The sequence below is a fragment of the Rhodococcus sp. JVH1 genome (genome assembly GCF_000280725.2).
GTDB classification, from domain to species: Bacteria; Actinomycetota; Actinomycetes; order Mycobacteriales; family Mycobacteriaceae; genus Rhodococcus_F; species Rhodococcus_F jostii_A.
Genome location: NZ_CP166289.1, coordinates 681437 through 705992, shown reverse-complemented (window position 1 = coordinate 705992; position 24556 = coordinate 681437). Strand labels below are relative to the sequence as shown.

23 protein-coding genes are annotated in these 24556 nt (G+C 68.8%); 17 read left to right on the top strand and 6 right to left on the bottom strand.

Annotation, left to right across the window (positions count from 1 at the left end; translation table 11 throughout):
* The first annotated feature begins 9 nt into the window (after positions 1–9).
* Positions 10–576 (top strand): alpha/beta fold hydrolase, encoded by a 567-nt coding sequence (locus JVH1_RS03325; protein ID WP_011598449.1) that lies wholly within the window; start codon positions 10–12, stop codon positions 574–576.
* A gap of 30 nt (positions 577–606) precedes the next feature.
* Here the strand turns inward: JVH1_RS03325 and JVH1_RS03320 are convergent, their stop codons facing one another.
* From JVH1_RS03320 to JVH1_RS03310, 3 genes are read right to left on the bottom strand one after another with little or no spacing between them, the layout of a single operon-like run.
* Positions 607–936: a YnfA family protein gene (locus JVH1_RS03320; RefSeq protein ID WP_009479771.1), complete on the bottom strand. Its 330-nt coding sequence runs from the start codon at positions 934–936 to the stop codon at positions 607–609.
* Positions 933–2318, bottom strand: coding sequence for a mycothione reductase (mtr, locus tag JVH1_RS03315; protein WP_009479772.1), 1386 nt, complete (start codon positions 2316–2318; stop codon positions 933–935). The genes JVH1_RS03320 and mtr overlap by 4 nt, the downstream gene beginning before the upstream one ends.
* On the bottom strand, positions 2315–3325 hold the full coding sequence (locus JVH1_RS03310) for an alpha/beta hydrolase (RefSeq protein ID WP_009479773.1): 1011 nt from the start codon (positions 3323–3325) through the stop codon (positions 2315–2317). The genes mtr and JVH1_RS03310 overlap by 4 nt, the downstream gene beginning before the upstream one ends.
* A 121-nt stretch (positions 3326–3446) precedes the next feature.
* Here JVH1_RS03310 and mqo point away from each other — a divergent pair, with 121 nt between their 5' ends.
* The 10 genes from mqo (at position 3447) to JVH1_RS03260 (ending at position 14184) form a co-directional block, all read left to right on the top strand.
* Positions 3447–4991, top strand: coding sequence for a malate dehydrogenase (quinone) (gene mqo / locus JVH1_RS03305; RefSeq protein ID WP_009479774.1), 1545 nt, complete (start codon positions 3447–3449; stop codon positions 4989–4991).
* Positions 4992–5055: 64 nt separating this feature from the next.
* Entirely contained in the window at positions 5056–5577 is a 522-nt protein-coding gene (locus JVH1_RS03300) for a GNAT family N-acetyltransferase (RefSeq protein WP_009479775.1), read from the top strand.
* 211 nt (positions 5578–5788) lie between these two features.
* Entirely contained in the window at positions 5789–7702 is a 1914-nt protein-coding gene (locus JVH1_RS03295; RefSeq protein WP_029537585.1) for a magnesium chelatase subunit D family protein, read from the top strand.
* A 33-nt stretch (positions 7703–7735) separates the two neighbouring features.
* Positions 7736–8350 carry a cob(I)yrinic acid a,c-diamide adenosyltransferase gene (gene cobO, locus JVH1_RS03290; RefSeq protein ID WP_009479778.1) on the top strand — a complete coding sequence of 205 codons (615 nt, stop codon included), beginning with the start codon at positions 7736–7738 and terminating at the stop codon, positions 8348–8350.
* Complete coding sequence (locus JVH1_RS03285; RefSeq protein WP_043782317.1) at positions 8344–9744, top strand: cobyrinate a,c-diamide synthase; 1401 nt, start codon at positions 8344–8346, stop codon at positions 9742–9744. Before cobO ends, JVH1_RS03285 begins: the two co-directional genes overlap by 7 nt.
* Entirely contained in the window at positions 9737–10117 is a 381-nt protein-coding gene (locus JVH1_RS03280; protein ID WP_009479780.1) for a cobalamin biosynthesis protein, read from the top strand. Before JVH1_RS03285 ends, JVH1_RS03280 begins: the two co-directional genes overlap by 8 nt.
* Positions 10118–10164: 47 nt before the next feature.
* Positions 10165–11391, top strand: coding sequence for a uroporphyrinogen-III C-methyltransferase (gene cobA, locus JVH1_RS03275; protein WP_009479781.1), 1227 nt, complete (start codon positions 10165–10167; stop codon positions 11389–11391).
* A gap of 101 nt (positions 11392–11492) precedes the next feature.
* The gene (locus tag JVH1_RS03270; protein WP_050787539.1) at positions 11493–12926 is read left to right on the top strand and encodes an MFS transporter; all 1434 of its coding nucleotides are present in this window, start codon (positions 11493–11495) and stop codon (positions 12924–12926) included.
* Positions 12927–12982: 56 nt separating this feature from the next.
* Positions 12983–13354, top strand: a complete 372-nt coding sequence (locus JVH1_RS03265) for a glyoxalase superfamily protein (protein WP_009479783.1) — start codon at positions 12983–12985, stop codon at positions 13352–13354.
* Between the two features lie 62 nt (positions 13355–13416).
* Entirely contained in the window at positions 13417–14184 is a 768-nt protein-coding gene (locus JVH1_RS03260; RefSeq protein WP_009479784.1) for a serine protease, read from the top strand.
* Between the two features lie 9 nt (positions 14185–14193).
* Here the strand turns inward: JVH1_RS03260 and JVH1_RS03255 are convergent, their stop codons facing one another.
* Positions 14194–14868: a response regulator gene (locus JVH1_RS03255; protein WP_043782347.1), complete on the bottom strand. Its 675-nt coding sequence runs from the start codon at positions 14866–14868 to the stop codon at positions 14194–14196.
* Positions 14869–14898: 30 nt separating this feature from the next.
* A complete protein-coding gene (locus JVH1_RS03250; RefSeq protein ID WP_011598460.1) occupies positions 14899–16515 on the bottom strand; it encodes an ATP-binding protein in 1617 nt (538 codons plus the stop codon).
* A gap of 67 nt (positions 16516–16582) precedes the next feature.
* Between JVH1_RS03250 and JVH1_RS03245 the strand changes: the two genes are divergently transcribed.
* From JVH1_RS03245 to JVH1_RS03230, 4 genes are read left to right on the top strand one after another with little or no spacing between them, the layout of a single operon-like run.
* Positions 16583–17572, top strand: coding sequence for a tripartite tricarboxylate transporter substrate binding protein (locus JVH1_RS03245; RefSeq protein WP_009479787.1), 990 nt, complete (start codon positions 16583–16585; stop codon positions 17570–17572).
* A complete protein-coding gene (locus JVH1_RS03240; protein WP_009479788.1) occupies positions 17569–18108 on the top strand; it encodes a tripartite tricarboxylate transporter TctB family protein in 540 nt (179 codons plus the stop codon). Before JVH1_RS03245 ends, JVH1_RS03240 begins: the two co-directional genes overlap by 4 nt.
* Position 18109: 1 nt before the next feature.
* On the top strand, positions 18110–19669 hold the full coding sequence (locus JVH1_RS03235; protein WP_009479789.1) for a tripartite tricarboxylate transporter permease: 1560 nt from the start codon (positions 18110–18112) through the stop codon (positions 19667–19669).
* Positions 19666–20052 (top strand): universal stress protein, encoded by a 387-nt coding sequence (locus JVH1_RS03230; RefSeq protein WP_009479790.1) that lies wholly within the window; start codon positions 19666–19668, stop codon positions 20050–20052. Before JVH1_RS03235 ends, JVH1_RS03230 begins: the two co-directional genes overlap by 4 nt.
* Before the next feature lie 50 nt (positions 20053–20102).
* Here JVH1_RS03230 and yaaA read toward each other — a convergent pair whose 3' ends face one another.
* Entirely contained in the window at positions 20103–20846 is a 744-nt protein-coding gene (gene yaaA / locus JVH1_RS03225) for a peroxide stress protein YaaA (protein ID WP_009479791.1), read from the bottom strand.
* A 56-nt stretch (positions 20847–20902) separates the two neighbouring features.
* Here yaaA and JVH1_RS03220 point away from each other — a divergent pair, with 56 nt between their 5' ends.
* The gene (locus JVH1_RS03220) at positions 20903–22648 is read left to right on the top strand and encodes a proline--tRNA ligase (RefSeq protein ID WP_009479792.1); all 1746 of its coding nucleotides are present in this window, start codon (positions 20903–20905) and stop codon (positions 22646–22648) included.
* A 68-nt stretch (positions 22649–22716) separates the two neighbouring features.
* Positions 22717–24447 (top strand): acyl-CoA dehydrogenase family protein, encoded by a 1731-nt coding sequence (locus JVH1_RS03215; RefSeq protein ID WP_009479793.1) that lies wholly within the window; start codon positions 22717–22719, stop codon positions 24445–24447.
* The last annotated feature ends 109 nt before the right edge of the window (positions 24448–24556 follow it).

The following is a 24556-nucleotide window of genomic DNA, read 5'->3' as shown; positions in this document are numbered from 1 at the left end:
TTTTAGCCCATGGAACTGACGCACGTGGCGGTGGGAAATGGAACCTGCACGGTCCGCATCGACGGACCGGAGAGCAAACACACCGTTCTCCTACTGCCGGGGGCCGGCGACGGACCGGATGTCTACGACGGCGTCTGCGAGCGCCTGCACAATTCCGATCTGCGCACGATCGTGCCCGAGGACATCACCGGTCTCGACGAGACGACGATCATGGCTCTCCTCGACGAACTGAAGGTCGGGTGGGTCAACCTCGTCGGCAGCCGGGAAGGAGCCGAACTGGCGTGGTCGCTGGCGGCTCGCCAGTTCGGACGCTTCGCCAGCCTCGTGGTGGCCGACCGGGGGCATCCGGCGGCACCCGACTCCGCGGGTGCGGTGCGCGGATCCGACTGCCCGCCGGTCGAACTCCCCACGACCGTGATGGTCGGCAGCCCCGACCGGCGTGCCGAGGCGGACGCGAGCGGCCGCTTCGTCTACTCCGACTTCCGCGTCGTACAACTCGACGACGTCACCAACGTCCCGGCCGCGGCGGCGGCGGAGCTGGCCACCGAGATCGTTCTCCGTACCAGCCCCTGGTAGATGCCGGCCCCACGCCGAGCGCGACCGTGCTCAGCGTGGGGCGTACATGATGACGGCCATGCCCAGGAGACAGATAAGGGCGCCCGAGACGTCCCAGCGGTCCGGGCGGAAACCGTCCGCCACCATGCCCCAGATCAGCGAGCCCGCGACGAACACCCCGCCGTACGCGGCGAGGATGCGGCCGAAGTGGGCGTCCGGCTGCAGCGTCGCGACGAACCCGTACGCACCGAGCGCCGCCACACCGGCGCCGATCCAGATCCAGCCCCGGTGCTCGCGGACGCCCTGCCACACCAGCCACGCACCGCCGATCTCGAACAGCGCCGCGACGGCGAACAGTGCGACGGACTTGGCGACCGTCACTCGGCCGGTAGGTCGAGGCCGAGGAGAGCGTTCTCGACGACTTCGGGCAGCGCCGGGTGGATCCAGTACTGCCCCCGCGCCATCTGCTGCGCCGTCAGCCCGAAGCTCATTGCCTGGATCAGCGGCTGGATCACCGTGGGCGCCTGCGCGCCGATCACGTGCGCACCGAGCAGACGACCGGTGCCGCGTTCGGCGATGACCTTGCACAACCCCTCGTCGTCCTCCATCGCCCACCCGTAGGCGACGTCGCCGTACGCCTGCACCTTCACCGTGATGTCCCAGCCTGCCTCCCGGGCCTCGGCCTCGGTCAGCCCGACGTGCGCGATCTGCGGGTCGGTGAACACGGCGGCGGGTACGAACCGATGGTCCGAGGCGCGCAGACCCGACGTGTCCGTCCACGCGTCCTGCAGGAGATTGTGCTGAACCACTCGCGCCTCGTGGTTGGCGACGTGCTTGAGCTGGTACGGCGAGGAGACGTCACCGAGCGCGAAAACGCCTTCGGCACTGGTTCGTTGGTAGTCATCGACCACGACGCGTCCTTCGTCGTCGAGGTCGATGCCGCCGGCGGCGGCCCCGATGGCGTCCCCGTTCGACTGCCGCCCGGTCGCGACCAGGAGAACGTCACCCGAGACGACGGTGCCGTCCTCGAGTTCGACCACGACGCCGTCACCGTCGCGGCGCACGGCAGCGACGGTGCTGCCGCGGTGCACGTCCCATTTCTTCTGGGCGAGATCCGTGAACCGGCGGGAGACGTCCTCGTCGAGATGCCGCAGCAGGTGGGAGCTGCGCGCGATCAGCGACACCCGGGTGCCGAGCGCGGAGAACACGTGCGCGAACTCGGCGGCGATGTATCCCGCACCGATGATCACCATGCGCTCGGGCAGCTCGGGCAACCGCATGATGTCGTCGTTCGTGTAGTACCGCACACCGGATTCCCGGACCACGTCGGGAATGATCGGCCGGGACCCGGCCGCGATCACCACCTGGTCGGCGGTGACGACCTCCCCGGTTCCGGTGTCGAGGGTCCGTGGGCCCACGAACGTCGCGTGCCCGCGGAACAGCGTGGTGTTCGGGCTGTCCTCGGCGCGGTAGCGTTCCCCGCCTGCCGAGATCGGGTCGATGCGGCCGAAGACCCGTTTGACGATGTCCGGCCAGCGCACCCCCTCGAGCTCTGCGTCGACGCCGTACTTCGCGGAATTGCCGACCGTGCGGGCCACCTCCGCGGCATAGACGAACATCTTCGTCGGGATGCAACCCACGTTCAGGCACGTCCCGCCGAACGTGCCCTTCTCCATGATCGCGATCGTCTTGTCGGCGAACCGTTCGTCGGGCAGCGAGTTTCCGGACCCCGAACCGATGATCGCCAGATCGAAATGTGTCATCGATTGGCCTCCGCAGCGTTGTGGCCGTGCAACCAGTCGAGCCAGAGGTCCACTTCAGCGAACGCCTCCGCCCGGGGCTGGTCGGCGGACAGGAACACGTCGTGCCGGGCGCCCGCGATGGGCACGATCGTGGTGCGGTCACCGAGGCACCCCGCCCAGCGGGCGATCTGCCGGACGTCGAGGACGGCGTCGGCCGTGTCCACCCTGGGGTCGTACCGCGGCGCGAAGTACGACGCCTTGGACCGGAGGATCAGGGCGGGAACCCCGATGTCGAGACCGCGGTGCAGCTGGGCGTGCCCGCGGCGCACCGCACGCAGCCACCCGAACGTCACCGGGAAACCGCTCAGCGGCTTCCAGTCGAGGTTGTAGTTCCAGATGCCGTTGCCCTCCACGTGCAGGCTCACGCCGTACGTGTCGAGCCCGGTCTTCGGGATGATCGACTTGCGTTTGACGCGCCCGACCGCGTCGACGGCCACCGTTCCCACGTTCCGCAGATACGACGGTCCCTGCAGGTCGAACCACGGGCTGTTGAGGATGACCCCGCTGATGCCGAGTGCGGCGGTGCCGCCCGACCTGCGCTGCAGGCGGTGCAGCCACAGCGGCAGTACCAGACCGCCCGTCGAATGCGCGACCAGCAGGACCTCCCCGTCACCGGTCTGTTCTCGGACCTGGCGCAACGCCTCGTTCAGCTCGGCGTCGTACAGCGTCAGATCGGAGACGAAGTGCGGCGTCTGGCCGGGTTCGAGCGAGCGGCCGCACTTGCGCAGATCGAGCGCGAAGAAGGCGTAACCCTGTTCGGCGAAGTGCTCGGCCAGGTGCTTCTGGAAGAAGTAGTCGGTGAACCCGTGGACGTAGAGCACGGCGCGGCCGGTCTTCTTCGTCTCCTGCGCGGGCTGGTAGCGGATCAGCGTCGCCTTCACCTCCCCCTCGCCGTCCGGGTCGGTGCCGAGAGGAATGGTCAGCTGCTGATATCCGTCGCCGAGAACGTCGGGAGCCCATGTAGTCACAGATCACAATCTAATGTGCGATTCGGGGGCGCGGGGAGGCGCACAATTGGGGCAGGTGATTCTCGCTCATACGCGCGGGTAACCTATCCGGCGAACACGGCAGGCGTATGCGCGTACGGCTATGGACAAGGAAGTCGATACTCCAGTGTCAGATCAGAATGCGGTAGAGACGAAAACGGATGTAGTGCTGGTTGGCGCGGGCATCATGAGCGCGACGCTGGGAGCGATCCTGCGTCAGGTGCAGCCCGATTGGTCGATCACCACATTCGAGCGGCTCGACGCAGTAGCCGCCGAGAGCAGCGACCCGTGGAACAACGCGGGCACCGGCCACTCCGCGCTGTGTGAGCTCAATTACACCCCGCAGAACGCCGACGGCACCGTGGACATCACGAAGGCCGTCAACGTGAACGAGCAGTTCCAGGTGTCGCGGCAGTTCTGGGCGCACGGTGTCGAGAGCGGTGTGCTGACGCAGCCCAAGGAGTTCATCAACCCCATCCCGCACGTGAGCTTCGTGCACGGCGAGGCCAACGCGAAGTACCTGCGGGCCCGCTACGACGCCCTCGCCGGTCACCCCCTGTTCGCGGGCATGGAGTACATCGACGCACCCGACGAGTTCACCCGTCGCCTGCCGCTGATGGCGAAGGGCCGCGACTTCAGCGATCCCGTCGCCCTCAACTGGACCCAGGACGGCACCGACGTCGACTTCGGCGCCCTGACCAAGCAGCTCCTCGGTTACGTCGGCGCGTCCGGCGGCGTCGTCCACTTCGGGCACGAGGTCACCGACCTCACCAAACAGTCCGACGGCAGCTGGGTGGTCAAGGTCACCAACCGCCGCAACGGTGTGAAGAAGGTCGTGCGCGCCAAGTTCGTGTTCGTCGGCGCCGGCGGCGGTGCGCTGCACCTGCTGCAGAAGTCCGGGATCGAGGAGGCCAAGGGCTTCGGCGGGTTCCCCGTCAGCGGCGCCTTCCTGCGCTGCACCAACCCGGAGCTCATCGACCAGCACCGCGCCAAGGTCTACGGCAAGGCCGCCGTCGGCGCACCGCCCATGTCGGTTCCGCACCTCGACACCCGCGTGATCGGCAACAAGCCCGGACTGCTGTTCGGGCCGTACGCCGGGTGGTCGCCCAAGTTCCTCAAGCAGGGCCGCATCACCGACCTGCCCAGCTCGGTCAAGCCGGACAACCTGCTCTCGATGCTCGGTGTCGGCGTCAGCGAACTCGGTCTCGTCAAGTACCTGATCAGTGAGCTCGCGATGTCCGAGGCCGGCCGGATCGAGACCCTGCGGGAGTTCGTCCCGAAGGCGCTCGGCAAGGACTGGGAACTGATCACCGCGGGCCAGCGCGTCCAGGTCATCCGTCGAGCCAAGGGCAAGGGCGGCGTTCTCGAATTCGGCACCGCCGTCGTCAACGCCGCCGACGGCACCATCGCGGGCCTGCTCGGCGCGTCGCCGGGTGCGTCGACCGCGGTGCCCGCCATGCTCGACGTGCTGCAGCGCTGCTTCCCGGCCCAGTACGAGTCGTGGAAGCCGAAGCTCCAGGAAATGGTTCCGTCGCTGGGCGTCAAACTCTCCGACGACACCGCGCTGTTCTCGCAGGTGTGGGACTGGACGTCGAAGGTGCTCCAGCTCGACACCAGCAAGGTGGAGGACGCGTCGGTCGCGGTCTGACGCACGGCCCGGGCCGGGTCCACGGGCGCGCGCACTTGACGGCGCTGTGCGATAGTTGCCTGTCATGACGGCAACTGCAGCACTCAAGCGTTCGTGGGCACTCGATCTCGACAACAAGACTCTCTACGAGTTGCTCAAGCTTCGCGTAGAGGTCTTCGTCGTCGAGCAGGCGTGCCCGTACCCGGAACTCGACGGCCGCGATCTGCTGGCCGAGACCCGCCACTTCTGGCTGGAACAGGACGGCCAGGTGGTCTGTACTCTCCGCCTCCTCGAGGAGCACGCCGACGGCACCACGTCGTTCCGCATCGGTCGGCTGTGCACATCGCGGCCTGCGCGCGGTCAGGGGCACACGACGCGTCTGCTGCGCGCCGCGCTCGCCGAGGTAGGCGACGCGCCGTGCCGCATCAACGCGCAGACTTATCTGGTGGACATGTACGCCAAGCACGGTTTCAAGCCGGACGGCGAAGAGTTCGTCGAGGACGGCATCCCGCACGTCCCCATGCGGCGCGGCGGCGGCGCCGCCTTCGGCGCCGGCAGTGCCGCGCACGAGGTCGCGGAGACGGCCCCGTCGAGCGCCGGGCAGTAGGCCCCGACTAGGGTCGTCAGGTGAATGTCCGCGGGGAAGTCCTGTTCGAATCAGGCGCGGTCCCGCCACTGTGACGGATCTCTGACCGGCTGCCACCACCCTGGTTGCCGATCCGGTCTCCCAGCCAGATTGCCGCGGCGTTCGTACCGGCCAAAGCTCTCGGCGAGGAAACCGGGACGTGAAGGGATGCAGCGTGCGTACGGATCGTGAAGTGAACCAGGTTCGACCCGACTTTTCGTGGGGATTCCCGTTCAGCGCGGTAGTCGGTCAGGACCGGTTGCGCCTCGCCCTCATCCTCTGCGCAGTCCACCCCGGTATCGGCGGCGTCCTCGTCCGCGGTGAGAAGGGGACGGCCAAGTCGACGGTGGTCCGCGCTCTCACCGCACTGCTGCCCGCGGTGCACGACGAGAACGGGACGCGCCCGGCGCGACTGATCGAACTGCCGGTCGGAGCAACGGAGGACCGCGTCGTCGGTTCCCTCGACCTCGAGAAGGTCCTGCGCGACGGTGAGCGCGCGTTCCAGCCCGGGCTGCTGTCGGCCGCCCATCAGGGTGTTCTCTACGTCGACGAGGTCAATCTTCTGCACGACCATCTGGTCGACGTGCTCCTCGACGCGGCGGCGATGGGTCGCGTCCACATAGAGCGTGACGGCATCTCGCACTCGCACGCCGCCCGGTTCGTGCTGGTCGGCACGATGAACCCGGAGGAAGGCGAGCTCCGGCCGCAGCTCCTCGACCGGTTCGGGCTGGCCGTCGACGTCGCCGCGTCGCGGGAGGTGGACGTGCGCATGGAGGTGGTCCGGCGGCGCCTGGACTTCGAGCGTGACCCGGCACGGTTCGCCGAGCGCTACGCCGAGCAGGACGCGGCCTTGGCGGCCGCCATCCTCGAGGCCCGCGACCGGCTCGACTCCGTCGAGCTCGACGACGTCGAGTTGCGCCGAATCTCTTCTCTCTGTGCGTCGTTCGACGTGGACGGCATGCGCGCCGATCTCGTCCTCGCCCGGACCGCGACCGCGCACGCCGCATGGCGGGGCGCCGGGGCCGTCACGGCGGAGGACGTGCGGGTCGCCGCCGAGCTGACCTTGCCGCACCGCCGTCGCCGGGATCCGTTCGACGAACCCGGCCTCGATGAACAGCAGCTCGACGACGCGCTCCGCCAGGCCGACGAGGACGCCAGGTCCGGTGCCGAGGAACCGCCGGAGCAGGCGCCGGGAACTCCGCCCGGCACCCCGCCCGGACCGGACGGCAGGGACACCGACCCCGAGGGGCCCGACGATCCCGACGGACCCGGAGGTGGGGCTCCGGCACCCCCGGAACGCCCGGCGGGGCCGACCGGCACCCAGTTCACCACCAAGCTCCTCGAGGTACCCGGAGTCGGCGAGGGCGCGCCGGGCCGGCGTTCCCGTTCGCGCTCGTCCCGCGGTCGCGCGGTGCGCTCCACCGCCGAACAGGGGCACGGACTCCATCTGGTGGGCACGCTGTTCGCCGCCGCTGAGCGGCAGGTCGCCCGCGGCCGGAGCACGGGCCGGATGATCCTGGACTCGGCCGATCTGCGCGGGGCGATTCGCGAGGGGCGCGAGGGCAACCTCGTGGTGTTCGTCGTGGACGCGTCCGGGTCGATGGCGGCCCGTGACCGATTGTCGGCCGTGACCGGTGCCGTCGTCTCACTGCTGCGCGACGCCTACCAGCGCCGCGACAAGGTGGCGGTGATCACAGTTCGTGGACGAGCCGCGGAACTGGTCCTGCCGCCCACGTCTTCGGTGGACATCGCCGTCCGCCGCCTGCGCGGAATGAAGACGGGCGGCAAATCCCCACTGGCAGAAGGATTCCTGCGCGCGCGTGAGGTCGTGCTGCGGGAACGTCTCCGCGATCCGCAGCGCCGCGCCCTCGTCGTCGCACTGACCGACGGGCGGGCGACGGGCGGCAAGGACGCACTGCACCGGGCCAAGGTGGCCGCGGGGCTGCTCGCCGACAGCTCGGTCGCGTCGGTGGTCGTCGACTGCGAGACCGGCATGGTCCGGCTCGGGCTGGCCGCGGAGCTGGCCCGCCGGCTGCGGGGCGGCTACGTGCGCCTCGGTGAATTGTCCGCGCAGCAGGTCGCGGGCGTCGTCCGCGCCGCGGCGTGATCCGGATGCGGCGGTAGGGGAGAGAGAAGACACATGCCCAAGGGTGTTCCCGAGAACGTTCCGAACGACGGCCTCACCACACGTCAACGACGCAACGCTCCCGTGCTCGCGGTCCACACCGGACCGGGCAAGGGGAAGTCGACGGCGGCATTCGGCATGGCGCTGCGTGCCTGGAATCAGGGATTCGACGTCGGGGTGTTCCAGTTCGTCAAGAGTGCCAAATGGAAGGTGGGGGAGGAAGCAGCCTTCCGAGCCCTCGGTCAGCTGCACGAGGACACCGGTGTCGGTGGGTCGGTGCAGTGGCACAAGATGGGCGAGGGCTGGTCGTGGACGCGTAAGCACGGCAGCGAGGAAGACCACGCCGCCGCGGCCGCCGAGGGTTGGCGCGAGATCGCCCGCCGGCTGGGGGCGGAAGAACACCGGTTCTACGTTCTGGACGAGTTCACCTATCCCCTGAAGTGGGGGTGGGTGGACGTCGACGAGGTAGTCGAGGTCCTGCAGAACCGGCCCGGCAACCAGCACGTGGTGATCACGGGCCGCGACGCCCCGCAGGCACTGATCGACGCCGCGGATCTGGTGACGGAGATGACCAAGATCAAGCACCCGATGGACGCCGGCCGGAAGGGCCAGCGGGGCATCGAGTGGTGACCACGCTCCCCGCGGCGCCGGCGGTGGTCATCGCCGCTCCCGCATCGGGCAGCGGAAAGACCACTGTCGCAACCGGTTTAGTGGGAGCGCTCCGTGCGTCGGGCTGCACGGTGGCACCGTTCAAGGTCGGCCCCGACTACATCGACCCCGGATACCACGGGCTCGCGGCCGGACGTCCGGGACGCAATCTCGACCCGGTCATGGTGGGCGCGCAGCGGATCGGCCCGCTGTACCGGCACGGCAGTTCGGGGTGTGACCTCGCGGTCGTCGAGGGCGTCATGGGCCTGTTCGACGGCAAGATCGACGCGGCGTCGCAGGAGCCGTCGGCCGAGGGATCGACGGCCCAGGTGGCGGCACTGCTCGGCGCCCCGGTCGTGCTCGTGGTCGACGCCCGCGGCCACAGTCAGAGTCTGGCTGCGATCCTGCACGGCTTCTCCACCTATGACTCCGGGGTCCGCATCGGCGGGGTGATCCTCAACCGGGTGGGAAGCCCGCGGCACGAACAGGTGCTGCGGCAGGCATGCGAGCGCGTCGGGCTCCCCGTGCTCGGCGCCGTGCCGCGGATGGCCGAATTGGAGGTCCCGTCCCGCCACCTCGGGCTGATCCCGGCGGCGGAGCACGGGGCCGACGCGGTGGATGCCGTCGACGCGATGACCCGATTGGCCGCCCGCCACCTCGACCTGCCTGCCATCCGCGCGCTCGCGTCGTCGGCGGTCGACGGGCCGGTGTGGGACCCCGCCGCCGAGGCCGGGCCGATTCTCCCCGGCCCTCGCCCGGTCGTGGCGATCGCCGGGGGCCGGGCATTTACGTTCGGGTACGCCGAACACCGCGAACTCCTCGGCGCCGCCGGTGCGGACGTGATCACGTTCGACCCCCTGCACGACGCGTTGCCGCCCGGCACCAGCGGCGTGGTGCTGCCCGGTGGCTTCCCCGAGGAGCACGCCGTCGCGCTCGCGGAAAACTCCGTGCTCCTGACGCAGATCCGCGAACTCGCCACCGCGGGGGCGCCGATCCATGCGGAGTGCGCCGGTCTGCTCTACCTCGCCCGCAGTCTCGACGGGCACGCGATGGCCTCCGTGGTCGGGGTCGACGCTTCGTTCGGGTCCCGTCTCACGCTCGGGTACCGCGAGGCGGTGGCGGTCACGGACTCCGTCCTCTTCGCGGCAGGTGAGCGGGTGGTCGGCCACGAGTTCCATCGCACGTCGCTCGCCGCGGCCGAGGCGGACGGCTTCGCGCCGGCCTGGGGCTGGCGGCCCTGGGACGGCCACCCTGCGCGCGAGGGTTTCGTCCGCGGCGGCGTGCACGCCTCGTACCTGCACACGCACCCTGCGGGTCATCCGGAGGCGATCACCCGTTTCCTGGCCGCGGCCCGCACCTTCGCCGCGCATGGGTGACGTCTGCGTCGGCGTCGGGTTCCGCGCGGCAACGAGCAGCACGGACATCCTCGCCGCCGTCCGGCACGCGCTGACGTCCGCGAACCCGGGTTCGGACGCGACCCTGGACTGCCTGTGCACCCTCGACCGGAAGGCCGCGGAGCCGGCTGTCCGGGATGCGGCAGCGGCGTTGGGTGTCGCCGTCCGCGGATTCGCCGCGGGGGAGCTGGCCGCCGTCGAGGTGGCGAACCCGTCGGACCGCGTGCACTCGGCGACGGGATCGCCGAGCGTCGCGGAAGCGGCGGCGGTGCTCGGAGCGGGCGGCGGGCCCTTGATCGTGACCAAGTGGTCCGCGAATGGCGTCGTCGTCGCGGCAGCCCGTAAAGTTTCGTAGGTTCGAGACGAGACGTGCAGGATTTTCTGGAGAAACGGGGAGAGCGCGTGACTGCTGCCACCGGAGACGAGACCAACTACCTGGTCGGACTCAATTTGGCCGATCGTCGTGTGGTCGTGGTCGGTGGCGGAACAGTGGCACAGCGCAGGCTCGGGCTCCTGATCGCATCGGGTGCGCGGGTGCACCTGATCAGCCGCGCGGTCACGCCGGCGGTCGAGGGAATGGCCACCGCGGGACAGATCACACTGGAACTTCGCGAATACCGGGACGGCGATCTGGCCGACGCCTGGTACGCCATCGCGTGCACGGACGAACCGGACACCAACGCGGCGATCGTCGCCGAGGCCGAGCGGAATCGTGTCTTCTGCGTCCGCGCCGACAACGCCCGCTACGGCACCGCCGTCACACCGGCGAGCGCAAGCTACGACGGGATGAGCATCGGCGTGCTGGCGGGCGGCGACCACCGCCGGTCCGCCGCAGTGCGCACCGCCCTCGTCGAGGGCCTGCAATCCGGTGCGGTCGCCGACACCGCCGACCACCCGGCGGCCGGTGTCGCACTGGTGGGCGGCGGCCCGGGCGACCCCGATCTCATCACCGTGCGCGGCCGGCGACTGCTCGCCCGCGCCGACGTGGTGGTCGCCGACCGCCTCGCCCCGCCGGAACTGCTCGCCGAACTCGGCTCCGACGTCGAGGTCATCGACGCCGCGAAGATTCCCTACGGCCGTGCGATGGCGCAGGAGGCGATCAACGCCGCCCTCATCGACGGTGCGAAGGCAGGCAAGTTCGTGGTGCGGCTCAAGGGCGGCGACCCGTACGTGTTCGGGCGCGGCTACGAGGAACTCGAGGCGTGCGCCGCGGCGGGTGTGCCCGTGACGGTCGTCCCCGGCATCACCAGTGCCATCTCGGTGCCGTCGGCCGCCGGCATCCCGGTCACTCATCGAGGCGTCACCCACGAGTTCGTCGTCGTCAGCGGTCACGTCGCCCCCGACCACCCGGATTCGCTCGTCGACTGGTCGGCGCTCGCCCGGTTGAAGGGCACGATCGTGTTGCTGATGGCCGTCGAGCGCATCGAGGCGTTCGCGACGGTCCTCATGGAAGGTGGGCGTCCGGTGGACACCCCGGTCACGGTCATCCAGGAGGGGACGCTGCGCACGCAGCGCACGGTGCGGACCGATCTCCAGACCGTTGCCGCCCGGGTGAAGGAAGAGCAGATCCGGCCGCCCGCCATCGTGGTCATCGGGCCGGTGGCCGGGTTTTCTGTGGACGCTGGGTAACGTGAACCCTCGTGTCTGAATCCCGAGTACCCGAAGGCGCGTCGGCGTCGAACAAGTCTGCGGCGAGAGCCACGGTGAATCCGCCCGCTGCCACCCGCGTGATGGGGCTTGCGATCATCGTGCTCAGCGGGCTGCAGATGATGGTGGTCCTCGACGGCACCGTCGCCAACCTGGCGCTCGCACCGCTGCAGGCCGATCTCGGTCTCAGCGACAGCGGCCGCAACTGGGTGCTGACGTCGTACGCGCTGGCGTTCGGTGGCCTCATGCTCCTCGGCGGACGGCTCGGCGACGCGTTCGGCCGGAAGAAGATGTTCGTCGGCGGTGTCGCCCTGTTCACCGTCGCCTCGCTGCTGTGCGGTCTCGCGGTGGGCGAGTTCATGCTGATCGCCGCCCGGTTCCTGCAGGGTGTCGGCGCCGCGGTGGCGTCCCCGACGGCGCTGGCCCTGGTCGCGACCACGTTCGCGGCCGGACCTGCGCGTAACCAGGCCATCGCGATCTTCGCGGCCATGACGGGCATCGGGTCGATCGCGGGCCTGATCATCGGCGGCGCCCTCACCGAGGTGTCGTGGCGACTGATCTTCCTCATCAACGTGCCCATCGGCGTCGTCATCGTGGGGTGCGCGTTCGTCGCATTGAAGGAGACCGCGGGTGAGCGCCTGGCCCTCGACGTTCCCGGGGCGGTTCTCGCCACGGTCGCGGCGACGGGCGTGGTGTTCGCGCTCACCGAAGGTCCGGAACTGGGCTGGGGGAGCCCGTACGTGATCGGTGCGCTCGTCGCCGGTCTGTTGCTGTTCTGCGCGTTCCTGTACGTCGAACGGACCGCCGACAACCCGCTGCTGCCGTTCTCCCTCTTCCGCGACAAGAACCGGGTGGCGACGCTCGTCGCGATCTTCTTCGCCGGTGCCGTGATGTTCACGGTCGCCGCCTTCGTCGCGTTGTTCGTCCAGGACATCCTCGGCTACAGCCCCCTCGAGGCCGGCCTCGCGTTCATCCCGTTCGCGTTCGGCCTCGGCGGCGCGGCCGCGGTGGCGTCCAAGCTCGCCGTGCGGATCCAGCCCCGGTGGCTCGTGATCGCCGGCGCGGCGATCATGGTGGTCGGGCTGCTGTACGGCTCGACCCTCGACAGCTCCGCCACCTACCTCGGCAACCTGTTCGTGCCGGTCATCGGTATCGGATTCGGTGTCGGACTCGCCGTCGTCCCGCTCCCGCTGTGCGCCATCGCCGGTGTGTCGGAGACGGAGATCGGTCCGCTCGCCGCCATCGCCCAGGTGGCGCAGACCCTGGGTGGACCCCTCGCCCTGGCGGTCATCGGGGCGATGGCCACCTCGCGAACGCTGTCCCTCGGCGGCATCTCCGGCAAGGTCGCCGACATGAATCCGACGCAACTCGAGGCGCTCGGAAACGGGTACACGTTCGCCCTCGTCGGCAGTGCCGGGTGCGCCCTCATCGCGGGACTGGCCGCGCTGTTCATCCGCTTCACCCCGCAACAGGTCGCGCAGGCCCAAGCCGCCGAGAAGGCCGCGCAGCAGGCGTGAACGCGGTCCGGTCCGGTTTCGGCCCGGTTGACGTAGTCCGTCTATAGCATCCGGTCATGGACTACAAAATCGAGCTGATCATTCTGCCGGTGTCCGACGTGGACCGGGCCAAGGCGTTCTACGCCGACCAGGTCGGCTTCGTCGTCGACCACGACCACCGCGTGAACGAGAACGTCCGGTTCGTCCAGCTCACGCCGCCCGGGTCGGCGTGCTCGATCGCTGTCGGCGAGGGCCTGGTCGACACGCCGCCCGGCTCGGTGCACGGGTTGCAGATCGTCATCGACGACGCCGACGCCGCCCACGCCGAGCTGTCCGCCCGTGGCGTTCCCGTCAGCGACGTACAGGACCTGGCGTGGGGGCGCTTCGTGTACTTCGCCGATCCCGACGGCAACGAGTGGGCGCTGCAGCAGCTTCCGCCGCGGACCTGACGTGGCGGCCGGTAGCGGAAAATCGGCCTGCCCTCGCGCGATGAGCGGAGCATGATGGTCCTGTGGTCACGCCCTCCCGCACGTCCGTCACGGGGGCAGCCGCGGTGGGCCTGCTCCTCGCTGCCTGCGTAGCAGGGGGATCGGCCGCCGCCGCGCCTGCCGCCGCAGCCCCGGATCCTCGCGTCGGTCCGCTGTTCCTGGCCGGCACGCCCATCCACGTCTGCACCGGATCGGTTCTGGACAGCGCGGACGGCGACCTCGTCCTCACCGCCGCGCACTGCATCGCGGGGGCCGGCGGCGCGCTGTCGTTCGCGCCCGGATTCGACCGCGGCGTGGCCCCGTTCGGACTGTGGACGGTGTCCCAGATCTATGTCGACCCCGCATGGCTGGAGTCGCAGGACCCGCAGCACGACTTCGCCGTGCTCCGGGTGGCCCCGAGCGGAACCACCGTGCCGGCATCCGTCGAATCGGTGGTCGGTGGGGGATTCGAGTTGGCGTCCGCGCCGGAACCCGCGACCACCGTGGCCGTGACCGGCTATCCGACCCTCGGGGACGGTCCGGTGTCGTGCACCGCCGCGACCACGTCGACGGACAGCTATCCCACGGTGGTCTGCGACGGTCTCGGTGAGGGAACGAGCGGCGGCCCGTGGATCACGGGTTCGCGGGTCGTCGCCCTCGTCGGCGGCCTCGACCACGGCGGGTGCACCGACTCGGTGTCCTACTCGCCGACGTTCGGTTCCGGAACGCTCGCCCTGCTGGATCGCGCGGAGCGTCGCGATGCAGGCGACGCGACACCGTTCGCCCTCGCCGGCGCCTGCACCCGATCCTGACGAACCGGGTCAGCGCGGGGCAGGCCGATATCGGCGGACTGGCCTGCCGGCGCCCCCGTATTCGAGCCGGACCTCCAGCAGTCCCTCGGACAGGTAGTGCTCGAGATACCGGCGCACACTGACCCGGGACAGTCCGGCGAGTTCGGCGCATTCGGTCGACGACAGCTCGCCCTTCGACCGCAGGATGTCGAGCACCAGGCGCCCGGTTTCGGCGCTGAGCCCCTTCGGGAGCCGGCTCGGCTCCGGATTCTTGCCCTTGCCGCCGAACAGGGAGTCGATCAGGGATTGGTCTGCGCCGGACTGTGATTCGAGGGCACGGGCACGGCGGCGGAAGTTCTCGAGTTTCTCCTGCAGCTGCGTGTAGTCGAACGGCTTGACCAGATAATCGGAGGCGCCGCCGTGCAGTGCGCGGCTGACGGTGTCGATCTCCCTGGCGGCGGTGATCATGATGACCCCGACGGCGTTGCCCTCCGCACGTAGTCGCTGCAGGACGTCGAGGCCGGACATGTCCGGCAGGTACACGTCGAGGAGCACGAGGTCGGGGTGTGTGGTGCGCACCGATTCGAGGGCCTCGGCGGCGGTCCGCGCCACCCCGACGGTGGTGAACCCCGGTGTCTTGTCGACGAATCGGCGGTGGATCTCCGCGACCATGAAGTCGTCGTCGACGACCAGGACCTCATACATCGCCACGCCGTCCCGTCATGATCGGAGAGTCTAGCTACGCGGCACGTGGACGGTGAACAACGCACCGCCGGTGCCGGGTGCGTCCGAGACGGCCGCGGACCCGCCGTGCTGGGAGCTGACGAGACGGACCAGGGCGAGCCCGATCCCGCGGCCGCCGGGGGTGCCCGGCTTCGAGGTGACCCCGCGCGAGAAGATCTCCTCCCGCATCGACTCGGGAACTCCGGGCCCGGAATCGGCGACCTCGATGAGGATGCCGTCGTCGTCGGTGATCCGGATCGAGATCCGCGCGTCCCGGCCGCCCTCGGACACGTCGACGGCATTGTCGATGAGGTTGCCGAGGACGGTGATCACGTCGGTGGCGAGTTCGGGGTCGAGGGCGTGCAGGTGCGAGTCGGGTTCCAATGTCAGTGACACCCCGGTCTCGGCGGCGAGCGACGTCTTCGCGATCAGCAGCGCGGCGACAGCCGGATCTGAGATACGTTGCGTGACAGCATCACTGATCTCCGCTCGGCGGCGGGTGAGGGTGCCGACGAAGTCGGTGACGGCGTCGTAGTCGCCGAGCTGCGTCAGACCCGAGATCGTGTGCAGCTGGTTGGCGAACTCGTGCGTCTGCGCCCGCAGGGTGTCGGTGACACTCTTGTGCGAGGACAGCTGGCTCTGCATTGATGCCAGTTCGGTGCTGTCGCGCATCGTGGTGACGGTGCCGATCTTGTGTCCCTGGCTGGTGGCCGCGCGCCGGCTCAGCGCGAGCATGCGCGACGACGTCGACAGCACCACGTCGCGGCCGTCCTCCCCGTTGAGGAGGTACTGCCGGACGGCGGGGTCGAGCGCGACGTCGTCGACGTGTCGGCCGACGGCGTCGTCGGTGAGGTCGAGCAGTTCCTGTGCGCTGTCGTTGAGCACGGTGATCACCCCGTCGGGGTTCACCGCGACCACACCCTCGCGGATGCTGTGCAAGAGGGCCTCGCGATGGTCGGCAAGGCTTGCGATCTCGGCGATTTCGAGTCCACGGGTGTGGGTCTTGATCCGGCGGGACAGCAGCCACGAGCCGAGAAGCCCGAGACCGGCGCCGATTCCGAGATACAGGAGCAGGCGCGCCCCCGCGCTGCTGAGCAGGTCCCAGACGGACGGGTAGTCGTCGCTGACGGTCACGACCGCGAGGACGTCCCCGGTGGCGGACAGGATCGGGACGTGTCCGACGATGGCGCGGCGTCCGTCGACGTCCACGTCGCCCGACCAGGCCCGCCCGGTCATCACATCGCTGGCGCCGAGTTCGGCGGGCACCCCGAGCCGCGTCGGATCGGACGACACGGTCACCGCCCCGTTCGGTGCGACGATCTCGGCGAGTGTGGCGCCCGACAGGTTGACGGCACGGTCGACTTCGGGGGCCAGCACGCGCTCGACCGAGCGGTCCGACAGCTGATCGCGCACCACCGGCGTCGACGCCACGTTCTCGGCCACCGCGATCATGCGCTGCCCCTGGAGGTCGCGGAACTCCACGGTCGACTGGTGGACCGACACGGCGGCCACCGCGAGCAGTACGACGCCGACGACGACGAGCTGGAGGAGCAGGACCTGGCCCGCGAGGCTACGCACGCGGGGATGAAGTGGTGACCACAATGAACTTAAGTTCCATTTCGTTCGCATAGGTGACGTGCATCACCCCTGGGGTTCAGTATTGCGGAAGATCACATTCATGGCGAAATGAGGAACGATGTCGAGAACAGGTAGCGGGAGCAGGGTACGCGCGCTGCTCCTGCTCGCGCTCGTAGGCCTCCTCGCGGCCGGCTGCGGGGTCACCCGCGGCGAGGACGAGGGTTTGCACAGAGTGCGGATGATGGTTCCGAACAGTCCGGGCGGCGGCTACGACCTCACGGCGCGGACCGCGGTGAAGATCATGGAAGACGAGGGCATCACCGGCCGCGTCGAGGTCTTCAACGTGATCGGCGCAGGTGGAACGGTCGCGATGGCCAGGCTGATGAACGAGGCCGGCAACGACGACCTCATGATGATGATGGGTCTGGGTGTGGTCGGCGCCGGCTACACCAACGGATCCACCGCACGGGTCTCCGAGGCCACCGCGCTGGCCAAGGTGGTCGAGGAGCAGGAGGGCATCCTCGTGCCCGCGGATTCACCGTTGCAGACCATCGATGACTTCGTGGCCGCATGGCGCGCCGACCCGGCGTCGATCACCATCGGCGGCGGTTCCTCGCCCGGCGGCCCGGACCACCTGTTCCCGATGGAGACGGCGCGGGCGGTCGGAGTGGACCCGAACGCGGTGAACTACGTGTCCTACGACGGCGGCGGCGACCTGTTGACGGCCCTTCTCGGCCAGAAGATCACCGCAGGCACGTCGGGACTCGGCGAGTACGTCGACCAGATCGAGGCCGGCCAGGTCCGGGTCCTCGCGGTGTCGGGGAACGAGCGGGTCGAGGGTATCGACGCGCCGACGCTCACGGAGGCCGGCGTGAACCTGACCTTCACCAACTGGCGGGGAATCCTGGCGCCGCCCGGACTGTCCGACGGCGCCAAGGCCGACATGGTCGAGGCGCTCCAAAAGTTGCACGACACACCGGAATGGAAGGAGGCCCTGGTGAAGAACGGTTGGAGTGACGCCTTCACGACGGGACCGGAGTTCGAGCAGTTCCTCCGGGACCAGGACGAGCGGGTCTCGTCCACCCTGGCCGAATTGGGGCTGACATGACCGCGCCCGCAGAACCGTCCGCAGTCTCCGCGGACACGGCCCCGGCGCCGAAGCGGCGGGACTACGCACAGTTCATCGTCTGCGCGGTGATGGCCGTGGTCGGGGTCTTCCTCATCGTCGACGCACTGTCGCTCAGCGACGGTTTCGCGAAGGTCGACCCGGTGGGTCCGCGACTGTTCCCGCTCGTCGTCGGCGGGGGACTCCTGGTCTTCGCCGTGATGCTCGCCGTCGCGATCCTGAGGGGCTCCACCGGGGAAGCCGACAGCGGCGAGGACGTCGATCCGGACTCGCCGGGTGACTGGAAGACGGTGGGCCTGCTCGTCGGGTTGTTCGTGGTGACCATCGCACTCGTCGACTTCCTGGGCTGGGCGATCATCGGCACCGTCCTGTTCGCCGGGGCCGCAACCATTCTGGGCAGCCGGCACTGGGTGCGCAACATCGCGATCGGGGCCGTGCTCGGATTCGGTAGCTTCTACGCGTTCTACGTCGGGCTCGGAATACCGCTGCCCGCAGGCATTCTGGACGGAATTCTCTGACATGGACAATCTGAACTGGCTGCTGCAGGGTTTCGAGCAAGCAGCCACCCCCATGAATCTGCTGTACGCGTGCATCGGCGTCCTCCTCGGCACGGCGGTCGGCGTCCTCCCGGGCATCGGACCGGCCATGACCGTGGCCCTCCTGCTGCCCGTCACCTACAACGTCAGCCCGAGCGCCGCGTTCATCATGTTCGCCGGCATCTACTACGGCGGCATGTACGGCGGGTCGACGACGTCGATCCTGCTGAACACACCGGGGGAGTCGTCGTCGGTGATCACGGCGATCGAGGGCAACAAGATGGCGAAGGCCGGCAGGGCCGCGCAGGCCCTGGCGACCGCCGCGATCGGGTCGTTCGTCGCCGGGTCGATCGGCACGATGCTCCTGGTGCTGTTCGCTCCCATGGTGTCGAGTTTCGCGGTCACCCTCGGAGCCCCGTCCTACCTCGCGATCATGCTGCTCGCCCTTGTCGCCGTCACGGCCGTCCTCGGAACCTCGAAGCTCCGCGGATGCATCTCCCTTCTGCTCGGTCTCGCGATCGGATTGGTCGGCATCGACTTCCTCACCGGCCAGCCGCGTGCCACGTTCGGCATCCCGCAACTGTCCGACGGGATCGACATCGTCGTCGTCGCGGTCGCCGTGTTCGCACTCGGTGAGGCCCTCTGGGTGGCCGCTCACCTCCGCCGCAAGCCGGCCGAGGTCATTCCCGTGGGCAGGCCGTGGATGGGGAAGAAGGACTGGAAGCGTTCGTGGAAACCGTGGCTGCGGGGTACCGCGTACGGATTCCCGTTCGGCGCACTACCCGCGGGCGGTGCCGAACTACCCACCTTCCTCTCGTACATCACCGAAAAGAAACTGTCCAAGCACAAGGACGAATTCGGCAAGGGCGCCATCGAAGGTGTCGCCGGGCCGGAGGCCGCCAACAATGCCTCGGCGGCAGGCACACTCGTGCCGATGCTGTCGCTGGGTCTGCCGACCAACGCCACGGCCGCGGTCATGCTGACGGCCTTCGTGTCGTACGGAATCCAGCCGGGCCCGACACTGTTCGAGAAGGAACCGCTGCTGATCTGGACTCTGATCGCGAGCCTGTTCATCGGCAACTTCCTGCTCTTGGTACTCAACCTTCCGCTCGCACCGCTGTGGGCGAAGCTGCTCCGCACACCGCGGCCCTACCTCTACGCAGGCATCCTGTTCTTCGCCGCGCTGGGTGCGTTCGCCGTCAACCTCCAGTGGCTCGATCTCGCGCTGCTGCTGACGTTCGGCCTGATGGGTCTGATGATGCGGAGGTTCGGGCTGCCTGTGCTGCCGTTGATCATCGGCGTCATCCTCGGCCCGCGCATCGAACGGCAACTGCGGCAGAGCCTGCAGCTCGGTGGCGGTGACTGGGGCAGCCTGTTCACCGAACCCGTCGCGATCATCGTCTATATCGTGATCGCAGTGCTCCTCATCGCACCCCTCGTCGCCAAGGTCGTCCGCGCGCACTACCCGGTCGCGGCGCCCGATTTCCCCGACGGACCGGCCGGTGGCGACTCCACCGACACCAGAGAGAAGGCACACGCATGATCGTCGTCGGATACACCCCCGACCAGTTCGGAGGGGCCGCCCTCGAGCACGGCGTCGCGGAGGCGCAGCTGCGCGGGACGTCGCTGCTCGTGATCAACACGTCGAAGGGCGACTCCCTCGCCGACCAGTCGTTCGCCGACAACGCGCACCTCCAGGAACTCGAAGGCAAGCTGGCCGCGAGCGGGGTCGACCACGAGATCCGGCAGATCGTGGGGGACGAGACCGTCGACGTGATTCTCGAGGCCATGACGGCGCCCAGCGCGGAACTGCTCGTGATCGGCATCCGCGACCGCACCCCGGTCGGGAAGCTCCTGATGGGCAGCACCGCCCAGCGCCTGCTGCTGTCCTGCCGCAAACCGGTCCTGGCCGTCAAGCCCGAATAGAGCTGCTGTGAGTACTTATCAACCGCCGGCGGTTGATAAGTACTCACAGGTCAGTCGGTGAGGATGATCAGCTCGCGGTCCGACGCCACCTCGACGCGCAGGCCGGCCTTCGACGCCACCCGCGCCACCCCGCGCACGTCCTGGGGTTCGGCGCGGGAGACTGTGAGCGCGTGTGCCAGCAGACCCTTGTGGTGCTTGTTGAAATGACTGACGACGGTGCGGGTGCCGTCCGGCTTCTCGGTGAGGACGGTGGCGATCACGGCCTCGGGGATCGGTCCGAGTTGCTGGTATGTCCCCGACCGCAGGTCGACGACGAGGCCGTCCGCTTCCGCGGCGATCGCCCGGCTCAGTTCCGGCTTCCACAACGCGCGGAGAGTGCCCAGTCCGGGAAGCTTCGACCCGCCCGACAGTCGGTAGGCGGGGATCAGGTCGCCCGCGCGCACCGCACCGAACAGCGCGGATCCCATCGCCAGCCGCGCCAGCGCCTTGGACTTCTGGGCCTTGGTGAACGACTTCGCGTCGAGCGCGTCGAACAGCACACCGGTGTAGCGCTCGAGTGCGGGCCGGGTGGGGGAGACCCACAGTTTGGCGTTCCGCTCGATCTCGTCGGCCTGGGTGGGGCCGAGGCCGAGCGCGAGCTGCGACGCCTCCCCGTCCGCTGCCAGCGCGACCAGCGCCTGGACCAGCACTTCGCGGGTTTCGGTGAGCTGCGGCATCGACAGCTCGGCCAGGTCGAGGGGCGCGTCGGCGCCGCCGTCGGACTTGGTTTCGGAGGGAGGAAGTAGCACCAGCACGCACGAAACCCTACCGACGCGCCCGGCCCCGTCCCAGCCGACTATTCTGGTATCCCGTGATTACCCGCCTGTCCCACCTGTTCCTCCGCACTCTGCGCGACGACCCCGCCGACGCCGAGGTCCCCAGCCACAAGCTGCTGGTCCGCGCCGGTTACGTGCGTCGCATCGCGCCCGGCGTCTACTCGTGGTTGCCGCTGGGTCTGCGCGTGTTGCGCGAGGTCGAGCGGGTGGTGCGGGAAGAGATGAACGGCATCGGTGCCCAGGAGATCTCCCTGCCCGCGCTCCTGCCGCGCGAACCGTACGAGGCGTCCAACCGCTGGACCGAGTACGGCGACGGACTGTTCCGACTGAAGGACCGCAAGGGCGGCGACTACCTGCTCGGCCCCACCCACGAGGAACTGTTCGCGCTCACCGTCAAGGGTGAGTACAACTCGTACAAGGATTTCCCGGTCACCCTGTACCAGGTGCAGACCAAGTACCGCGACGAGGAGCGCCCGCGGGCCGGCATTCTCCGTGGCCGCGAGTTCGTCATGAAGGACTCGTACTCTTTCGATCTCACCGACGAAGGACTGACCGCGTCGTACCGCGCGCACCGCGACGCCTACGAGCGGATCTTCAGCCGCCTCGGCGTCAAGTACGTGATCGTGTCGGCGACGTCCGGTGCGATGGGTGGCAGCGCGTCGGAGGAGTTCCTCGCCGAGAGCGAGATCGGTGAGGACACGTACGTCCGCTGCCTCGAGTCCGGTTACGCCGCCAACGTCGAGGCCGTGAAGACGCTGGCTCCCGAGGCCGTCCCGTTCGACGGACTGCCCGCCGCGAAGGTGCACGACACACCGGACACCCCCACGATCGCGACGCTCGTCGACTGGGCCAACGGCGCCGACCTGGGCTGGACCGTCACCGCCGCGGACACCCTGAAGAACATCCTGGTCAAGACCCGGCAGCCCGGTGGCAAGTGGGAACTGCTCGGCATCGGTGTTCCCGGCGACCGCGAGGTGGACGACAAGCGTCTCGGTGCTTCCCTCGAGCCCGCGGAGTTCGAGTTGCTCACCGAGGCCGACTTCGCGGCCAACCCCTTCCTGGTGAAGGGCTACATCGGGCCGAAGGCGCTGCAAGCCAACGGTGTTCGTTACCTCGTCGACCCGCGGATCGTCGACGGCACCAGCTGGATCACCGGAGCCGACGAGCCGGGCAAGCACGTGGTGGGGCTCGTCGCGGGCCGAGACTTCACCCCGGACGGCACCATCGAGGCCGCCGAGGTTCGCGACGGCGACCCGTCACCCGACGGAGCCGGTGCGCTCGTCGCGGCCCGGGGCATCGAGATCGGTCACGTCTTCCAGCTCGGCCGCAAGTACACCGACGTGTTCTCCGTGGACGTGCTCGGCGAGAACGGCAAGCCCGTCCGCCCGACCATGGGCTCCTACGGGGTGGGCGTCTCCCGCCTCGTCGCCGTGATCGCGGAACAGCACCACGACGAGAAGGGGCTCCGCTGGCCGGCCGAGGTGTCGCCCGCGGACGTGCATGTGGTGATCGCCAACAAGGATGAGACCGCCCGGGAAGGCGCCGAGGGACTCGCCGCCGAACTCGACAAGGCCGGTCTCGAGGTGATCCTCGACGATCGCAAGGCGTCGCCCGGCGTGAAGTTCAAGGACTCCGAACTGCTCGGTGTCCCGCTCGTCGTGGTTGTCGGCCGCGGCTGGGGCGAGGGCAAGGTGGAGGTCCGCGACCGCTTCACCGGCGAGAGCCGCGAGGTGGCCGCCGAGTCGGCGCTGAGCGAGATCGTCAAGGCCGTCAGGGGCTGATCAAACCGCCCCACGCCTTTCGTCCGGACTGTTAGCTTGGCCTGACACGTCCGGACGAAAGGCTTGCTGTGACGAATTCCCTGCTGTTCGATCCGACCTCCTACGATCCCGAGCATTTCGATCCGGAGACGCGCAGACTGCTGCGGGCGCTGATCGAGTGGTTCGAGTCGCGGGGCAAGAAGCGGCTGCTCGAGGACGATCTCGAGGCCGTGTGGCCCGAGGACTTCCTGGAGTTCGTGAAACGGGAGAAGCTGTTCGCGAAGTTCCTCACCCCAGCCGACCTGGCGGGCGGCGACCCGGACAAGCGCTGGGACGCCGCACGCAACGCCGCCCTCAGTGAAATCTTCGGTTTCTACGGTCTGGCGTACTGGTACGCGTGGCAGGTGACCATCCTGGGTCTCGGCCCCATCTGGATGAGCGGGAACCGTGCCGCGAAGGAACGGGCCGCGACGCTCCTCGACGACGGCGGGGTGCTGGCGTTCGGGCTGTCGGAGAAGGAACACGGCGCGGACGTCTACTCGACGGACATGCTGCTGACCCCTGCGGAGAACGACCCGGGCCTCGCGTTCACCGCGAGCGGCGACAAGTACTACATCGGCAACGGCAACGTCGCGGGCATGGTGTCGGTGTTCGGGAGGCGCACCGATGTGGAGGGCAGCGACGGGTACGTCTTCTTCGTCGCGGACAGCCGCCACCCGGCATACCACCTGCAGGGCAATGTGGTGCACGGCCAGATGTACGTCAGCACGTTCCGGCTCGAGGACTACCCGGTGCGGGAAGAAGACATCCTCCACACCGGGGTCGCCGCGTTCGAGGCGGCGCTGAACACGGTCAACGTCGGCAAGTTCAACCTGTGCACGGGATCCATCGGGATCTCCGAGCACGCCTTCTACGAGTCGATCACCCACGCGCACAACAGGATTCTGTACGGAAACCCCGTCACCGATTTCGCGCACGTGCGCGGAAACTTCGTCGACGCCTACAGCCGGCTGATCGCGATGAAGCTGTTCAGCGCACGCTCTGTCGACTACTTCCGCAGCGCGAGCCTCGACGACCGCCGGTACCTGCTGTTCAACCCGATGACGAAGGCGAAGGTCACCTCCGAAGGGGAGAAGGTGATCGCGCTCCTGCACGACGTGATCGCGGCGAAGGGCTACGAGAAGAACACTTACTTCCGCGAGGCCGCCCAGCTGATCGGCACTCTGCCGAAGCTCGAGGGCACGGTGCACGTCAACGTCGGCCTCATCCTCAAGTTCATGCCGAACTACCTGCTCAACCCGGCGGAGTACCCGGAGATCGGCCCCCGGCTCGACGCTGCCGACGATGCCTTCTTCTGGGCCCAGGGCCCGACCCGCGGTGCCGGCAGGATTCAGTTCCACGACTGGACGAAGACCTACGAGGCGCACTCGGACGTCCCCAACGTGGCCCGGTTCCACGAGCAGGCGACCGCGCTGAGGGAACTGCTCACCACCGCCCCGCCCGACGCTGCCCAGCAGAAGGATCTCGACTTCCTGCTCGACCTCGGGCACCTGTTCTCGCTCGTGGTCTACGGGCACCTGATTCTCGAGCAGGCCGCGATCGCCGGCATCGACCGTGATCTGATCGACCAGATCTTCGACTTCCAGATCCGCGATTTCTCCCGTTATGCCGTTGCGCTGCACGGTAAATCGTCCGCCACCGAGGCGCAGCAGAAGTGGGCGCTCGGTGCGATTCGCCGCCCCGCGGTGGACGCGGAGCGGTTCGCTCGGGTGTGGGCACAGGTGGAGAACTACGACGGCGCCTACGAAATGCGGCCGTAGACAGGGCTCTACGGGGGTGGGGTGGCGTCATCCCTCGGGGTGCCGGTTGCGCCCCCTGGGGTGCCTGTTCCGGTGGGTGCGATCGGCGCATTCTTATGTGGCAAGCAAA

Excerpts from the sequence above, each read along its gene's own strand:
- mtr (WP_009479772.1), bottom strand. The coding sequence starts at position 2,318 with ATGACACATTTCGATCTGGCGATCATCGGTTCGGGGTCCGGAAACTCG.
- JVH1_RS03250 (WP_011598460.1), bottom strand. The coding sequence starts at position 16,515 with ATGCGAACGAAATGGAACTTAAGTTCATTGTGGTCACCACTTCATCCC.
- JVH1_RS03265 (WP_009479783.1), top strand. The coding sequence starts at position 12,983 with ATGGACTACAAAATCGAGCTGATCATTCTGCCGGTGTCCGACGTGGAC.
- mqo (WP_009479774.1), top strand. The coding sequence starts at position 3,447 with ATGGACAAGGAAGTCGATACTCCAGTGTCAGATCAGAATGCGGTAGAG.
- cobO (WP_009479778.1), top strand. The coding sequence starts at position 7,736 with ATGCCCAAGGGTGTTCCCGAGAACGTTCCGAACGACGGCCTCACCACA.
- JVH1_RS03300 (WP_009479775.1), top strand. The coding sequence starts at position 5,056 with ATGACGGCAACTGCAGCACTCAAGCGTTCGTGGGCACTCGATCTCGAC.
- JVH1_RS03235 (WP_009479789.1), top strand. The coding sequence starts at position 18,110 with ATGGACAATCTGAACTGGCTGCTGCAGGGTTTCGAGCAAGCAGCCACC.
- JVH1_RS03325 (WP_011598449.1), top strand. The coding sequence starts at position 10 with ATGGAACTGACGCACGTGGCGGTGGGAAATGGAACCTGCACGGTCCGC.
- JVH1_RS03245 (WP_009479787.1), top strand. The coding sequence starts at position 16,583 with ATGTCGAGAACAGGTAGCGGGAGCAGGGTACGCGCGCTGCTCCTGCTC.
- JVH1_RS03270 (WP_050787539.1), top strand. The coding sequence starts at position 11,493 with ATGGGGCTTGCGATCATCGTGCTCAGCGGGCTGCAGATGATGGTGGTC.
- JVH1_RS03280 (WP_009479780.1), top strand. The coding sequence starts at position 9,737 with ATGGGTGACGTCTGCGTCGGCGTCGGGTTCCGCGCGGCAACGAGCAGC.
- JVH1_RS03255 (WP_043782347.1), bottom strand. The coding sequence starts at position 14,868 with ATGTATGAGGTCCTGGTCGTCGACGACGACTTCATGGTCGCGGAGATC.
- JVH1_RS03240 (WP_009479788.1), top strand. The coding sequence starts at position 17,569 with ATGACCGCGCCCGCAGAACCGTCCGCAGTCTCCGCGGACACGGCCCCG.
- JVH1_RS03230 (WP_009479790.1), top strand. The coding sequence starts at position 19,666 with ATGATCGTCGTCGGATACACCCCCGACCAGTTCGGAGGGGCCGCCCTC.